Raw genomic sequence first — 14,446 nt, 5'->3', positions numbered from 1 at the left:
GTTGGCGGAGTGGACGGGACTCGAACCCGCGACCCCCGGCGTGACAGGCCGGTATTCTAACCAACTGAACTACCACTCCGTTTTCTGGTGGGCGGTACTGGACTCGAACCAGCGACCCCTGCCGTGTGAAGGCAGTGCTCTACCAACTGAGACTAACCGCCCAGAAAACTGGTACTGCTGCAAAACGTTGGCGGAGTGGACGGGACTCGAACCCGCGACCCCCGGCGTGACAGGCCGGTATTCTAACCAACTGAACTACCACTCCGTTTTTTGGTGGGCGGTACTGGACTCGAACCAGCGACCCCTGCCGTGTGAAGGCAGTGCTCTACCAACTGAGACTAACCGCCCGAAAACCGGGTACTGCTTGAAACTGTTGGCGGAGTGGACGGGACTCGAACCCGCGACCCCCGGCGTGACAGGCCGGTATTCTAACCAACTGAACTACCACTCCAACCGTAAACCTTTGGTGGGCGTTGACGGAGTCGAACCGCCGACATTCTGCTTGTAAGGCAGACGCTCTACCAACTGAGCTAAACGCCCGTCTTGTACGGGTACTGCTTTATTTTGTTGGCGGAGTGGACGGGACTCGAACCCGCGACCCCCGGCGTGACAGGCCGGTATTCTAACCAACTGAACTACCACTCCAACCGTAAACCTTTGGTGGGCGTTGACGGAGTCGAACCGCCGACATTCTGCTTGTAAGGCAGACGCTCTACCAACTGAGCTAAACGCCCGTCTTGTACGGGTACTGCTTTATTTTGTTGGCGGAGTGGACGGGACTCGAACCCGCGACCCCCGGCGTGACAGGCCGGTATTCTAACCAACTGAACTACCACTCCAACCGTAAACCTTTGGTGGGCGTTGACGGAGTCGAACCGCCGACATTCTGCTTGTAAGGCAGACGCTCTACCAACTGAGCTAAACGCCCGTCTTGTACGGGTACTGCTTTATCTTGTTGGCGGAGTGGACGGGACTCGAACCCGCGACCCCCGGCGTGACAGGCCGGTATTCTAACCAACTGAACTACCACTCCAACCGTAAACCTTGGTGGGCGTTGACGGAGTCGAACCGCCGACATTCTGCTTGTAAGGCAGACGCTCTACCAACTGAGCTAAACGCCCTGAATTCGTTTCGCTGCTTGCGTTTCAGCGAGGAGGCGAATTAAAGCACAGGGTTTAAGCTCGCGCAAGTGGTGGTGGGAAGTTTTTTTCCGAAAAGCCGATATTTTGAATATTTGCTCCATTTTTGCGTGGTTTTCCCGCTGCCGCGGGTGACGGCGCGTTTGCCGCTCATGTATGATTCGCCGATTAAGGTTTGACGGATGATGTGAAGAATGAAGCCGACCTTTCTCGATTTTGAGCAGCCGATTGCCGAGCTCGAGAACAAAATTGAAGAGCTGCGTTTCGTGCAGGACGATTCTGTGCTGGATATCTCGGAGGAGATCGCCCGCCTGCAGAAGAAGAGTCTGGAGTTGACCAAGACGCTGTACGCCAAGCTCAGCCCGTCGCAGATCGCCATGGTGGCGCGCCATCCGCAGCGCCCCTACACGCTCGACTATATCCAAGCCATTTTCACCGACTTTGAGGAGTTGCACGGCGACCGCGCGTTTGCCGACGACGCGGCCATCGTGGGCGGCCTGGCGCGTTTCAACGGCCAGTCTGTCATGGTTATCGGCCATCAGAAGGGCCGCGACACCAAAGAGAAGATCCGCCGCAACTTCGGCATGCCGCATCCGGAGGGCTATAGAAAGGCGCTGCGCCTGATGAAGCTGGCGGAGAAGTTCGGCATCCCGGTGATGACCTTCGTCGATACCGCCGGCGCCTGGCCCGGCATCGGCGCAGAAGAGCGCAGCCAGTCCGAGGCGATTGGCCGCAATCTGTACGAGATGACCCGCCTGCGCGTGCCCATCATCGTCACCGTGATAGGTGAGGGTGGTTCTGGCGGCGCGCTGGCCATCGCCGTGGGCGACCATGTCAACATGCTGCAATACGCCACCTATTCGGTGATCTCGCCGGAGGGCTGCGCCTCCATTCTGTGGAAGACGGCCGAACGCGCGTCCGACGCGGCCGAGGCGCTGGGCATCACTGCGCCGCGGCTGAAGACGCTGGGCCTGGTCGACCGCGTGGTGACCGAACCGGTGGGCGGCGCCCATCGCGACCACGCGCAGATGATGACCACCCTGAAGCGGGTGCTGCAGGATGAGCTGAAAGAGGTCCAGGCCAAGGCCATGGACGAGCTGCTGAAACAACGCTTCGACCGCCTGATGAGCTATGGCCGCTTCAAGGAAGACGCCGCCTGAGCTGGCGGATAGCCTGATCCAACACTGGCCGGACGAACTGTCCGGCCTTTTCGCTTTTGAGATCGGGCTTTCCGGCGGCCTGGATTCCGTGGCCTTGCTGTCGCTGCTGTGCGAGGCCCGCGCGCGGCTGCCGCAGCTGCGGCTGTCCGCCGTGCATGTCCACCATGGCTTGAGCCCCAACGCCGACGCCTGGGCGTCGCACTGCCAGGCGCTGTGCGACGCGCTGGCCGTGCCCTTGCGCGTCGCGCGCGTGCGGGTGCGCGCGCAGGCAGGCGAAGGCCTGGAGGCGGCGGCGCGCGCGGCGCGCTACGCGGTTTACCGTCAATCCACGGCGCAGATCGTCGCCTTGGCCCACCATCTGGACGACCAGGCGGAGACGGTATTGCTGCAGTTGCTGCGCGGCGGCGGCGTCAAGGCGCTGGCGGCCATGCCCGCGGTGCGCGAGCTGGACGCCGGCAGGCTGCTGTGGCGCCCCTTGCTGGCGCTGACCCGCGAGCAATTGGAACAGTATGTCCGCGCGCGCGGCCTGGCTTGGGTGGAGGACGAAAGCAACCGCGACAACCGCTACCGGCGCAACCTGCTGCGCAACGATATCCTGCCGCGCTTGGAACGGGCGGTGCCGCATTACCGCAGCCATCTGGCGCGCGCGGCGGCGCTGCAGGCCGACGCGGCGGCCATTTTGGACGAAGTGGCCGCGCAGGATGCGGCGTCTTGCCGCCGCGGCGATGGCCTGGACCTGGCGCGCTGGCAGGCCTTGTCCGCGCCGCGCCAGCGCCAGGCGCTGTTGGCCTGGCTGGGCGAGCAAGGCTGGCAGTCGCCGGAGCCTGCGGCCCTGCATGAGTTTCAACGCCAGTTGACGCAGGCCGGCGCAGCCTCCTGCCCGACGCTGAAGCTGGCCGGCGGCCTGCTGTTCCGCTTCGGCGGCGCCATCCAGGCCATGCCCGATCTGACGCCGCCCTCAGCGGGCACATGCCTGCCGGATCTTTCCGGCGGCAGGCCGCTGGAGGTGGCGGAATGGGGCGGATGGCTGGAGTGGGAGCGGCGGCCGCGTGGCCTGGCTGATGCCGTTCTGGCTGCCGGATTGACGCTGCTGCCCCGGCAGGGCGGCGAAAAGCTGCCTGCCGCCGCAGGGCGGCGCGAGGTCAAGGACCTGCTGCGCGAAGCCGGCCTGCCGCCGCCGCTGCGCCAGCGCTGGCCCTTGCTCTACGGCGCGGACGGCCAGTTGCTGGCCGTGCCCGGCATCGCCGTGTCGCACACGGCCTCGGCGGAGCCGGGCTGGTGGCCGCTGTGGCGGCCGCTTCCGCGCTGACTCACGCCGCAGCCAGGGCCGCATCCCGGTCCAGCAACGCCACCTTGTCGCCCAGCGCACGCAGCGCGATGGCATGGATCATCGGGTCCACCGTGGCGCAGCAGTCCTGCAGCACTTTCACCTGGTAGCCATCTGCCGCGCGCGACAGCGCGGTGTGGGTGACGCAGTTCTGCGTCATCATGCCGCAGACCAGCAGCGTGTCTATCTTCAGCTCTTCCAGCAGTGCGGACAGCGTCGTGTTGAGGAAGCTGTCGGCGTGCGCCTTCACCACCACCGGCGCGTCCGGCGCGGCTGCCAGCACCTGAGCGTGGATCTTCACGCCTTCGCTGTCCGGGGCGAAGAAGGGCGAGGCGGCGCTGGCGGCCACGTGCTGCACCAGGATGACCGGCATCTGCAGGCTTTGCGCTCGGCCGATGGCGTCCAGAGTATGGGCCAGGGTCTGCTCGGTGTTGTGCAGCGGATATTTGCCGGCCGGGAAGTAGTCGTTTTGCAGGTCGATGACCAGCAGGGCGGTTTGTTTGGCGTGTTGCATGTCGGTGCTCCGCTTGGCTGTGAAAGTGAGTTCATTATCAACTTGTCATGGCTTGCCTGGCAGTGGCCCGAATGACACAATTCGATCAAATCGGGTCAATCTGGAGCAGGCATGCAAACACTCAGAGTCGCCGTGCTGGCGTTTGACGGCATCAGTCCGTTTCATCTGTCCGTGCCCTGCATGGTATTGGGCGAGTTGGCCCAGGGCTTTGCGCTGACGGTGTGCGCCGCGCGGCCGGGCAGGCTGCTGACCAGCGCTGGTTTCGCGCTGACCGTGGAGCATGGGCTGGAGGCCTTGCGCGAGGCCGATGTGGTGATCGTGCCCAGCTGGCCCAATCCGGCGACGGCCGCCGAGCCGGCGCTGTTGCAAGCGCTGCGCCAGGCGCATGCCGATGGCGCGCAGCTGGTGGGGCTTTGCCTGGGCGCCTGCGTGCTGGCCGAGGCGGGCCTGCTCGACGGCCGCCGCGCCACCACGCATTGGGCTTATGCCGAGCCGTTCTCGCGGCGCTATCCTGCGGTGCGGCTGGACGCGGACGTGCTGTATGTGGAGGACGGCAGCCTGCTGACCTCGGCCGGCACGGCGGCGGCGATAGACTGCTGCCTGCACCTGCTGCGGCAACGCCAGGGCGCCGAGGCGGCCAACCGCGTGGCGCGGCGCATGGTGGTGGCGCCGCACCGCCAGGGCGGCCAAGCGCAGTTCATCGCGCAGCCCCTGCCTAAGGCCGGCCGGGACAGCCGCCTGGGCGAGCTGCTGGACTGGCTGCGCGCCCATCTGCGCGAGGCGCATACGCTGGACGGCCTGGCGGCGCGCCTGGCCATGAGCCGGCGCACCTTCTCCCGGCGTTTTCACGGGCTGACCGGCGCCACGCTGGGAGAATGGCTGGCGGACGAAAGGCTGGCCTTGAGCCAGCGCCTGTTGGAAACCACCGCGTTGTCGATGGATGAGGTGGCGGAGCAGGCGGGCCTGGGCTCGGCCGTGTCGCTGCGGCGGCTGTACCGCCACAAGCTTGGCGTGTCGCCCGCGGCTTGGCGGCAGGCCTTTCGCGGCGCGGATAAGGCCTAACAGGCCGTTGAAAAACACGTCGATCTTGCCCCAACCCATTTCCGCATGAACAAAAATGGGCGGTTTCAGCGGGCAGAATGCCCATAAATCCGTTCTCTGCCTGGGTTTTCAGGCTGTTTGCCGGTTATCCGGCGATTTTGGGCGCAATACGCCCTATACATGCGATCCGCCCCAGCAACCGGACAGGCTGCCCATGCGGATCAGGTTATAGGTCGCAAACGCTAAAAAAGTTTGCCCGGCCAGTTTGGCCCGGCCGATCAGTTTGGTTTTGCGAAGGCCTCCGACGGTTTTCAGCCAGCCGAAGCATTCCTCGATCCGTTTGCGTCGCCGCTGGCTGATCGCGTAACCCTCATGGCGCGTGGTGCGGCTGTCGATGGCGCTGCCGACACGCTTGCGCGCCACGTGCGGCGTGATGCCCAAGTCTCTGCAGCCGTTCACGAAAGCCGGCGTGTCATAGCCCTTGTCCGCGCCGACGGTGCTGCCTTTCTTGGCATTGCGCAGCAACAGGTTCAGCGCTTCGATGTTTTCGGCGTGGCCATTGACCTCGGACACCGAGACGTCCACCACCAGACCGTTGCGGTTCTCGGTCAGGATATGGGCCATATGGCACAAGCGGCTGGCGTCGCCGGCGCTCTTGCGGGCCAGTCGCGCTTCCGGATCGGTTCGCGATTGATGCGTCTGGTTGCTTCGCTTCTCGCCCCGGAAATCGACGTCCGGGTTGCGCCCTGCGGGTGGGGACGTGTCGTCATCCTTGTGAACAAAGCTTTTGTGCGAAGCCCAGGCATCGATCAGCGTGCCGTCGACGCTGAAATGTTCGTCGCTGGTGAGCTTGCCCCACTCGGCCAGGCTGCGTACGCGAATGAAGAAGGCGCGGGCGACGTCTTCGGTAAACAAGCGGTCGCGATTTTGCGAGAAGGTCGAGTGATCCCATACGCGGGCATCGGCGGAAAGGCCGACGAACCAGCGAAACAGCAGGTTGTAGTCCAGTTGCTCTACCAGCAGCCGCTCGGAGCGGATGGTGTAGAGCACTTGCAGCAGGGAGGCGCGCAGCAGATGTTCAGGCGGAATCGAAGGCCGCCCGACGCGGGAATATAAGCCGTCGAATACGTCATTCATCGAGCCGAGCACCAGGTCGACCATCTGGCGGATCTTGCGCAGCGGGTGATGAGCCGGGATGCGATCTTCCAGCTGGATGTAGCTGAACAGATTGGTCTGACTGTCGTTGCGGACGCCTCTCATCGGGTGCTTTCGCGGTTCGTTGGATGTTGATGATTATACCAAATGAATGGCTGTTGGTTTTTCAACGGCCTGCTAATCCATAACCATCCTATGTGCATGGCATGCTTATTGCTGCCTGGCGGGGAGCAACCGCGAGGAGGTGGCCATGCAAGTGGATAGCGTTTCCGCGCTCAGTGCCTGGCGCGAGCAGGTCGGCAAGCCGGCAAGTTTTGCCGGGCAGGGAGGCGGAGAGGGTTTTGCCAGCCAGTTGGCGCAGGCGGGGCAGACGCCGGCGGGCGGCGCGCCCACGGTGCGGCCGCCGCCTTTTCACGATGGGCAACAGACGGCGGAGGACATCCAGTGGCTATTGCCTACGCGGGAGACCGTGGCCAGGCACGGCGAATACGTGCGCCAGCTGCTGGCGCAGGCGATGAGCCAGGCGGGCCTGCCCATGAACCCGCCGTTCCAGCTGGCCAGCACGGCGGATGGCGAGATCAAGCTGTCCGGGCAGCGGCCCGACCTGGCCCGCATCGAGCAACTGTGCAACACAAACCGCGAGTTGAATCACGCCATCTGCAATCTGCAGGCGATTGCCGCGGATGTGCCGCGGATGGATGAGGCGGCGGCTTATGCCAGGGCTTGGCAGCGGGCGCCAAGCGACGCGGAGCGCATGGCGGTGTTCTGGTATTACTCGGCCAGGATGAAGCAGCCGGGGCGCGTGGAGGTCACCTTGAGCGGCAGTGCGGCGCAGCTTGTCGTCAATGGCGAAACGATGCCGCCATACCGGGGCTGATCCGGCCCGCGAGCGGGCCGTACGGAAATCTGCCGGCGCCGGAACGGGCCAGGCGCCGGCCAAGCGCGCGGCTTAGAAGCCGCGGTAGTGCGCGCCCTGCGCGCCGCCGGCAGGCGGCTGGGGCGGCGCGGGCGGCGTCTTGCCCATGCCTTGCTGCAAGTAATGGATGGCGGCCTCCAGCTGGGCATCCTGTCCCTTGAAGGTGGCCCAGGGCAGATTGTCCACGGCGATGTCCGGCTTCACGCCGCGGCCTTCCACCACCCAATGCCGGCTGCCGTCCGGCGCCACCACGAACTGAGGCGACTGGGCGGCGCGCGCGATGCCTTGGTCGCGGCTCCAGTTCTGATCGCTCAGCCACATGCCGGCGCCGGCGGTCGGTTCGCCTATCAGGGTGGCGATGCCCAGCCGCTGCAGGCCCAGAGCGAAGGTCTCGCCGTCGGAATAGGTGGCGCCGTCTATCAGCGCCACCACCTTGCCGCGGAAGGCGTAGGGCGGGTTGGGGCTGGTGACGCGCTCATTGCCGTTCTGCCACCATACCCAGACCCGGCGCAGCAGTTTTTCCAGCAGCCAGCGGTCGATATTGCCGCCGTCGTTGTGGCGCAGGTCCAGGATCAGGCCTTCGCGGTCGAATACCGGGTAGTATTCGCGCGCCCAGCGCGCGGCGTCTTCCTTGCCCATGGCCTGCAGGTGCACATAGCCGATGCGGCCGGCCGATTGCTTTTCCACCATGCGCTGGCGCTGCTCCTCCCAACCCAGATAGCGCAAGTCGCGGTCGCGCGACAGGCTCACGGGGCGCACGATGACCTGACGGCTGACGCCGGCGCGGACGATTTGCAGCAGCACCTGTTTGTCGACCTGGCCGCGCAGCGCGCTGGCCAGCGCGTACTCGCTGGCAACGGGCTGGCCATTGATGCGCGAAATCACGTCGCCGACGCGCACGTCCGCTTCCGGCCGCGCCAGCGGCGAGCGTTCTTCCAGCAGTTCGGGATCGCCGTTCCAGATCGCGGTCACCTCCAGTCCGCCGGCGACGCGGCGGAAGTCCGCGGCCAACTGGCCGACGGCGAGGTCGGGCTGGGGCGCGCCCTGGCTGCGGATGCCCACCTGGCTGTGCTGGATGCCGACGTTGGCTATCATCTGCGCCAGCACGTCGTTCAGCTCCTGGCGCGTGGTGACCTGGTCCACCAGCGGCGCGAAACGCTTGCGCATCGCCGCCCAGTCCACCGAACGCATCGTGGCCAGATGCACGCTGTCGCGGTGCATGCGCCAGGTGTCGGCGAAGATCTGCCGCCACTCGGCGCGCGGGTCCAGCGGCAGGCTCCAGTCCCTCAGGCTGACGGCGTACTTGTCCATCTCCTTGGGCATTTTCTCGCCGGCCGGCACCACGGCCAGGCTGGGCTGGCCGCCTTCCTCGCGCACCAGCAAGAGTTTTTTGCGGTCGGCGGACTGGCGGTATTCCTTGACGCCCTCGGCGAAGACTTCCGGCTTGGGCGGCGTGGGGTTGGGGGCCTCGATCGACAGGGAAATCAGTTGCTTCAGCTTGGACTCGGGACTGGCTGCGCGCGCGAAATAAAGCCGCTTGTCGTCCACCTTGAGGCTGTCGTAATTGCCGGCCTCCAGCGGCACTTCGTACAGGCGGCGGCGGAAGCCGTTGTCCAGCCGCACCGGCTTGGGTCCCTTCTTGGCGGTTTTGGCCTTGTCGTCCTTCGCCTTGTCGTCCTTGGGCTTGTCGTCTTTGCCTTTGTCGTCTTTGCCGTGGCCCTTGTCTTCGTCATCGGCCTTGCCGGCCAGCTCGTCCTTGGGCTGGAAGGGCCAGCGGGCCGCCGCGTCCAGCATCAAGCCGTAGATTTTGGTCTGCTTGTTGAAGTAGGGCGCCGGGTCGCGCTGTCCCCAGGGGCTAGAGACTTCCGAGTCCAGATTGCGGTCGCTGAGGAAGTACAGCGTCTTGCCGTCCGGCGAGAAGGCCGGGCTGCGCGCGTGGTAGCGGTCGCTGCTCAGCGGCAGGTGCTGATGGCTTTGGCTGTCGTAGAGCCAGAGCCGGGCGAACTCGTTGGCGGCGTCCGCGCTATAGGCCAGGTAACGGCTGTCCGGCGACCAGGCGAAGTCGGCGTAGCCGCCGCGCTCCAGCTGTCGCAACAGCTTGCGTTCGCCTGTCTCCAGGTTCAGCAGCCACAGGCGACGGCGGCCGTCGCTGTAAACCAGCTTCTTGCCGTCCGGCGCGGCCAGCGGCTGTTCGATGGGCGAGTCGCTGCCATGGCTGATCTGGCGCGCGGCCTCGCCGCCGCGGCTGCCTATGCGCCAGAATTCCTGCTCGCCGCTCTTGTCGCTGGTCAGCAGCAGGGATTTGCCGTCGGCGCTGAAGACCAGCTCGCGCGCGCGTTGCGCGCCATCGGTCAGCACGTCGGCGCGGCGGCCGGATCCGACCGGAAACACCGAGACATAGCCGCGCGCCTGCACGGCGACGCGGTCGCCATTGGGCGACAGCGCCAGCGCGGAGATGTAGCTGACCGGGTTGCTGATCATTTGCGGCCGCAGTTGCTCGAAGTCAGAGTTGAGCCGGATGGCGGGCGTGCGGTCGGCGCCGGTTTGCGGGTCGAACACATGGATGGCGCCGGCGCGGGTGTAGACGATGCGATCCTGGCCTGGCGCGGCGTAGAGGCTGGCGTCGCGCACCTCGAAGTCGCGGTAGTGGGTCAGCTCGCGGCTATCGGCCAGCGTGCCGTCCGCGCCCAGCCTGGCCTGCCACAGATTGAGGCGGCCGCCCTTGTCGCTGATGAAGAATACCTGGTCGCCGTCGCACATGGGCTGGCGGCTGGTGCCGGGATGGCCGGGAAAGGCGGGCTTGGCTTCCTGGCCCGGCTTCCAGCTCCACAGCTGCTGGCGCAGGCCGCCGACGTAGCCGATCACGTTGTCGCTGGGCTGCGGTTCGCGCGCGAACACCGTGGGCTGGCCCTGGCCGTTCAAGCAGGCTTCCGCGGCCTGGGCCAGCGGGATGGCCGCGCGACGGCCGCTGGCCGGGTCAATCAGGTAGAGCCGGGTATCCGGCTTGCCGCTGTAACGGCTGCTGGCCACCAGCACGCGGCCGTCGCGGCTCCAGCCCTGCACTTTGATGCCGCGGTCGCCGTCCACGGTCAGCCGTTTGGTCGGACCGCCTTCTGCCGGCATCACGTAAACCTCGGGTCCGCCGTCGTAGCGGCCGACGAAGGCCAGCCAGCGGCCATCGGCGGACAAGGCGGGATAGCTGGGATCGGCCGCGCTGCTGGTGAGCCGCCGCGCGGTGCCGCCCTCGTAGGGCACGCGCCACAGATGGCCTTCGGCGACAAAGACGATGCCGTCGCGGCCGGCGACGGCCTGGCGGTAGTAGCCGAGCTTGGCGCTATCGACGGCGACGGGGGCGGCGGGCAGGGCGGCCAGGGCGTGGGCGACGGCCAGATTCAAGGCGAGCAGGGAAAGCGTAAGGGTGGGGCGGGGGTGGCGACTCAATGCTTTTCTCCGGGTTGCGAGCGCGGCAAAGCAAAGCATGATGCAGCATGGTCCTTACTATGACAATGGTGTTTTTGTGAATGGCGCGACTTGGCAAGAAAAAACCGGGAGCGGCCCGGATGGCGCCTGTTTCAGCCCTGGAAGGCTGTTCAAGCGCGATCCGAAGCCGCCCCCGGCGGGACGGTGCGGGAGGATTAGAAATCGACCTGCAGCGACACCGAGGCGCTGCGCGGCGCGCCCAGGTTATAGCGCACCGTGTCCGCCGCATTGACCTTGGCCGAAGTGGGGATGCGGTAGCTGGTGTTGAACATATTGCTGAGGTTCAGCTTCAGCGTCGGGTTCTTCAGCACGCCCATATTGGCGAAGCGGTAGCCGGCGTCCAGATCCACCGTGGTGTATTCCGGGACCACTTCGTCGTTGGCCAGCGTGGCGAACTGCTTGCCGGTGTGCTTGACGTCGGTGCGCACATACCAGGCGCCCGGCGCGTATTGCAGCGACAGCGCGGCCATCCAGCGCGGGGTCATCGGGAAGTCGTTGCCTTGCAGCTGCAGCGGCGTCACGCTGCCGTTGTTCTTCCAGTCCAGATTGTTCTTGATCTCGCTGTGGTTGCTGGTGAGGGAGGCATAGGCGCTCCAGCCCTTGACCGGCACGGTGCCCAGCTCCAGCTCGCCGCCCCAGGTGTGCACGGAGCCCGCGTTGACGTTGACGGATTTCTGGGTGACGGAGTCGTAGGAGTTGGCCTGGCGGTTGCTGAAGTCCACGTTGAACAGCGAGCCGCTCATGGTCAGCCAGTCGCCTTGCCAGCGGTAGCCCAGGTCGGTGTTGATCGAGGTCTCGGGCTGCACGTCGTTCGCCAGCACCACCTGGCCGTTGATCACCTGCACATTGCCGTTGCTGCCGCTGTAGGCGTAGTTAGGCACGGCGCGGTAGTTCTTGGTGACGTTGAAGAACAGCTGCTGCTTGGGCGTCAGGTAGTAGCGCGCGCCGAAGCTGGGCAGCGTCTCGCGGTAGGTCTTGCTGATGGTGTAGTCGTAAGCCGCCGCGCACGCGGTCTTGCCGGAGCAGCCTTCGTTGGCGTGGTTGGTGAACTCGCGCTTGATCTGCGGCGTGCGCAGGCCGGCGTTGAAGCTCAGGCGGTCATTCATGAAGTTGAAGGTGCCGATGGCGAACAGCTGGGTGGCGGTGCTGATGGTGTCCCAGTCACGGTACTGGTACAGGCTGCCGTCCGGGCGGGTGATCAGGCCGGAGTGCATCCATACGTCTTGCGGGCTGCCGTCATTGTTGGCGATGCTGGCCTGGCCGGTTTGCACGTGCTGGGCGCGCTCGTACCAGACGCCGGCTTGCAGCAGGTGGTTGCCCCAGCTCTGCTCCATGGTGACGGTGATGCCGGGACGGCGGGTGCGGGTGATGCTGCTGCCGTTGACCACGATGGTGTCCAGCGTGTCGCCGTCGCCGTTCAGGTCCTTGGCGGCCGTGTTGGTATGGGTGGCGGGGTTCAGGAAGCCGCTTTCCGATTGCGTCTGCTGGCTGGTGCCGCCGCCATAGCCGTACCAGAAATAAGGCTGGATCTTGAGGCGGGTGTCCGCGCTCAGCTTCAGCACGGCATCCACCTTGGCGATCACGTTTTCAAACGGGTTCTGCTGCAGCTGGTAATACTGCGGCGACGGGCCGGTTTCTTTCTGAGCGGTGCCGAACTGCGGCGGCAGGCGGCCGGGGACGAACTGAGTGGAGTAGTCGTAGTTGTAACCATTTTTCTGCAGTTGTTGCAGGGTGGCCGCGCCGAAACTGTTGCCGATTTGGCGGTTGTACAGCACGGAGGCGTTGATGTGGCCGGCGCCGAAGTCGTAGCGGATGCCGGTATCCACGTGGTCGCGCTTCATGCCGCCGGCGCCCTTCCACTTGTCCACTTCGCTGTGGGAGTAGCTGACGAAGGCGCGGGCTTTCTTGTCGGCGAACAGGCCGGTGTCGCCGCGCACATAGGTGCGTTGCAGGCTGTTGCTGCCCAGGCTCTGGGCGAAGCGCACGCGGCGTTCCTTTTCCGGTTCGCAGGTGACAAAGCCCATATTGCCGCCGCTGGCGCCCATGTGCGGCGCGTCGGTGTCGCTGGAGCCCTGGGTCACCGAGGCTTGGCACAGGTTCTCCATGTCCACGAACTCTTGCGGGTAGACCGCGTAGCTGCCCGAGTCATTGACCGGCACGCCGTTGATGGTGACGCCGATTTGGTCGGAGTTGAAGCCGCGGATGGTCAGCGCGCCGCCGAACATGCCGGAGTTGTCCTGGCTGGAGGCATTGACGCCGGGCACCATATTGATGCCCTGGTAGATGTTGGAGGTCGGGCTTTGTTTTTCCAGCGCGGCCTTGTTGACGTCGCTGCGCGCGCGCGCGCCGTCCTGTTGCTGCAGCAAGCCCACGCCCAGCTTGTCTCCGGCGCCGGTGATGGTGACGGTTTGCAGCTGGGTTTCCTCTGCGGACGCGGCCTGACTGGCCAGGGCAGCGAGCACGGCCAGGGTCAAAGGTCGCATGAATGCTTTTTTATTCATTGAATTTCCTGAATTGTTTAGAAATCAACTTTTATCTTAATTGGCTATTGGCGCGGCCATCCTGTGGCGCCTGGAAAAGGCGAGGGATGACGGCGCCGAATGAGAGCGCAGGAGCTGGGCGGAATTCCAATCGGCATATTTATTCTAAAAATCAGATGCTTGTCGTTTTCTGAAGGGCAAGGGCTGATGTTTCGGAAAAACTGACGATATGAATTATTTTGCCTTGAAATTATTTTTAAGCGGCAAATCTAGTTGATCGTCATTTCATTTTCAAGAAACAACTGTTACAAAAAGAATAAAGAAATATGTCTTTATATGAAGTTTATAGCGGTGAATTTTGCAGATTTACGCTAATTTTCTGCCTGGATTCGGCGATATGTTAATGAATTGTAAGGATTTGTTTGGGGTGGACTTGCCAGGATGTTGGCATGATTTGTGCGAAAGGGTGGGCGGCCGGTCGGCCGCCGGGAGGGGTCAGGCGGACAGGTTGCGCGCGTGGATGCCCGCGTCGTCCAGCAGCAGGTAGCCGCCGGTGGCGCCGTGCCAGTCCTGGATGACCCAGCGGCTGGCGGCATCGTGGCGGTGATGGGCGGGGCGATGGGTGTGGCCGTGAATCAGGGTCGGCCAGCCGTGCGCGGCCAGCAGTGCGCGCACCGCATTTTCCGTGACGTCGGAAATGGCGGTCAGGCCGGTCTGTTGCTTGTTCATCTCGCTCTGCGCGCGCGCGTGGCGGGCGATGGCGTGGCGCTCGGCCAGCGGCTTGGCCAGCATGGCTTGCTGCCATTGCGGGCTGCGGCTCATCGCGCGGAACTGCTGGTAAGCGGCGTCGTCGGCGCACAGCGCGTCGCCGTGGCTCAGCAGGATGCGCTGGCCATGCGCCTCTATCAGCGTGGGATCGTCCAATAGCTTGGCGCCGCTGCGCGCCTCGAAACCGGCGCCCAGCAGGAAGTCGCGGTTGCCGCGCATCACGTAGAGCGGGGTTTGCGCGGCAAAGTCGCGCATGGCGGCCAAGGGCGCGTCCAGATACGGCGAATCGTCGTCGTCGCCCACCCAGTATTCGAACAGATCGCCCAGGATGTACAGCGCGTCTATGCGGCCGCGCCAGACGGCGAGCGTGTCCAGGAACAGCTGGTTCAGCGCCGGCGTGTCGTCGGCGAGGTGCAGGTCGGAAATGAAGTGAATGGCCATGGCTGCTGCGTTGTCCGTAAGCAAG

9 protein-coding genes and 12 tRNA genes are annotated in these 14,446 nt (G+C 64.9%); 4 read left to right on the top strand and 17 right to left on the bottom strand.

All coding sequences use genetic code 11. The features are described from left to right. Positions 1–2 precede the first annotated feature (2 nt). The 12 genes from FYK34_RS10290 to FYK34_RS10235 form a co-directional block, all read right to left on the bottom strand. Positions 3–79 (bottom strand) — tRNA-Asp (locus FYK34_RS10290). 6 nt (positions 80–85) lie between these two features. Continuing rightward, positions 86–162: transfer RNA gene (locus FYK34_RS10285), tRNA-Val, on the bottom strand. A gap of 26 nt (positions 163–188) precedes the next feature. Continuing rightward, positions 189–265 (bottom strand) — tRNA-Asp (locus FYK34_RS10280). A gap of 6 nt (positions 266–271) precedes the next feature. Beyond that, positions 272–348 (bottom strand) — tRNA-Val (locus tag FYK34_RS10275). Between the two features lie 26 nt (positions 349–374). Next, positions 375–451: transfer RNA gene (locus FYK34_RS10270), tRNA-Asp, on the bottom strand. A 13-nt stretch (positions 452–464) separates the two neighbouring features. After that, positions 465–540 (bottom strand) — tRNA-Val (locus tag FYK34_RS10265). 28 nt (positions 541–568) lie between these two features. Beyond that, positions 569–645: transfer RNA gene (locus tag FYK34_RS10260), tRNA-Asp, on the bottom strand. A gap of 13 nt (positions 646–658) precedes the next feature. Then, positions 659–734 (bottom strand) — tRNA-Val (locus tag FYK34_RS10255). Between the two features lie 28 nt (positions 735–762). Beyond that, positions 763–839 (bottom strand) — tRNA-Asp (locus FYK34_RS10250). A 13-nt stretch (positions 840–852) separates the two neighbouring features. Continuing rightward, positions 853–928, bottom strand: a tRNA-Val gene (locus FYK34_RS10245). A gap of 28 nt (positions 929–956) precedes the next feature. Continuing rightward, positions 957–1,033 (bottom strand) — tRNA-Asp (locus FYK34_RS10240). 12 nt (positions 1,034–1,045) lie between these two features. Beyond that, positions 1,046–1,121: transfer RNA gene (locus tag FYK34_RS10235), tRNA-Val, on the bottom strand. A gap of 212 nt (positions 1,122–1,333) precedes the next feature. On the opposite strand from FYK34_RS10235, the gene FYK34_RS10230 reads away from it, so the two are divergent. Together FYK34_RS10230 and tilS are read left to right on the top strand one after the other, a co-directional pair. Continuing rightward, positions 1,334–2,299, top strand: coding sequence for an acetyl-CoA carboxylase carboxyltransferase subunit alpha (locus FYK34_RS10230; protein ID WP_149296271.1), 966 nt, complete (start codon positions 1,334–1,336; stop codon positions 2,297–2,299). Next, on the top strand, positions 2,271–3,608 hold the full coding sequence (gene tilS, locus FYK34_RS10225; RefSeq protein ID WP_149296270.1) for a tRNA lysidine(34) synthetase TilS: 1,338 nt from the start codon (positions 2,271–2,273) through the stop codon (positions 3,606–3,608). Before FYK34_RS10230 ends, tilS begins: the two co-directional genes overlap by 29 nt. Before the next feature lies 1 nt (position 3,609). On the opposite strand, the gene FYK34_RS10220 is transcribed toward tilS, so the two are convergent. Continuing rightward, positions 3,610–4,140 (bottom strand): cysteine hydrolase family protein, encoded by a 531-nt coding sequence (locus FYK34_RS10220; RefSeq protein WP_149296269.1) that lies wholly within the window; start codon positions 4,138–4,140, stop codon positions 3,610–3,612. A 111-nt stretch (positions 4,141–4,251) separates the two neighbouring features. On the opposite strand from FYK34_RS10220, the gene FYK34_RS10215 reads away from it, so the two are divergent. Continuing rightward, positions 4,252–5,202, top strand: a complete 951-nt coding sequence (locus FYK34_RS10215; RefSeq protein WP_149296268.1) for a GlxA family transcriptional regulator — start codon at positions 4,252–4,254, stop codon at positions 5,200–5,202. Between the two features lie 153 nt (positions 5,203–5,355). Here the strand turns inward: FYK34_RS10215 and FYK34_RS10210 are convergent, their stop codons facing one another. Beyond that, positions 5,356–6,441: an IS5 family transposase gene (locus FYK34_RS10210; RefSeq protein WP_149295137.1), complete on the bottom strand. Its 1,086-nt coding sequence runs from the start codon at positions 6,439–6,441 to the stop codon at positions 5,356–5,358. A 145-nt stretch (positions 6,442–6,586) separates the two neighbouring features. Between FYK34_RS10210 and FYK34_RS10205 the strand changes: the two genes are divergently transcribed. Then, positions 6,587–7,213, top strand: a complete 627-nt coding sequence (locus FYK34_RS10205; RefSeq protein WP_149296267.1) for a hypothetical protein — start codon at positions 6,587–6,589, stop codon at positions 7,211–7,213. A 72-nt stretch (positions 7,214–7,285) separates the two neighbouring features. Here FYK34_RS10205 and FYK34_RS10200 read toward each other — a convergent pair whose 3' ends face one another. From FYK34_RS10200 to FYK34_RS10190, 3 genes are all read right to left on the bottom strand, one after another. Continuing rightward, the gene (locus FYK34_RS10200) at positions 7,286–10,693 is read right to left on the bottom strand and encodes a S41 family peptidase (RefSeq protein ID WP_168209708.1); all 3,408 of its coding nucleotides are present in this window, start codon (positions 10,691–10,693) and stop codon (positions 7,286–7,288) included. A gap of 194 nt (positions 10,694–10,887) precedes the next feature. Beyond that, a complete protein-coding gene (locus tag FYK34_RS10195) occupies positions 10,888–13,215 on the bottom strand; it encodes a TonB-dependent receptor (RefSeq protein ID WP_231137239.1) in 2,328 nt (775 codons plus the stop codon). Positions 13,216–13,707: 492 nt separating this feature from the next. Next, positions 13,708–14,421: a UDP-2,3-diacylglucosamine diphosphatase gene (locus tag FYK34_RS10190; protein ID WP_149296264.1), complete on the bottom strand. Its 714-nt coding sequence runs from the start codon at positions 14,419–14,421 to the stop codon at positions 13,708–13,710. Positions 14,422–14,446 lie beyond the last annotated feature (25 nt).

It is taken from the genome of Chromobacterium paludis, from assembly GCF_008275125.1.
Lineage (GTDB): Bacteria > Pseudomonadota > Gammaproteobacteria > Burkholderiales > Chromobacteriaceae > Chromobacterium > Chromobacterium paludis.
This window is presented reverse-complemented; position numbering and strand designations above follow the sequence as displayed.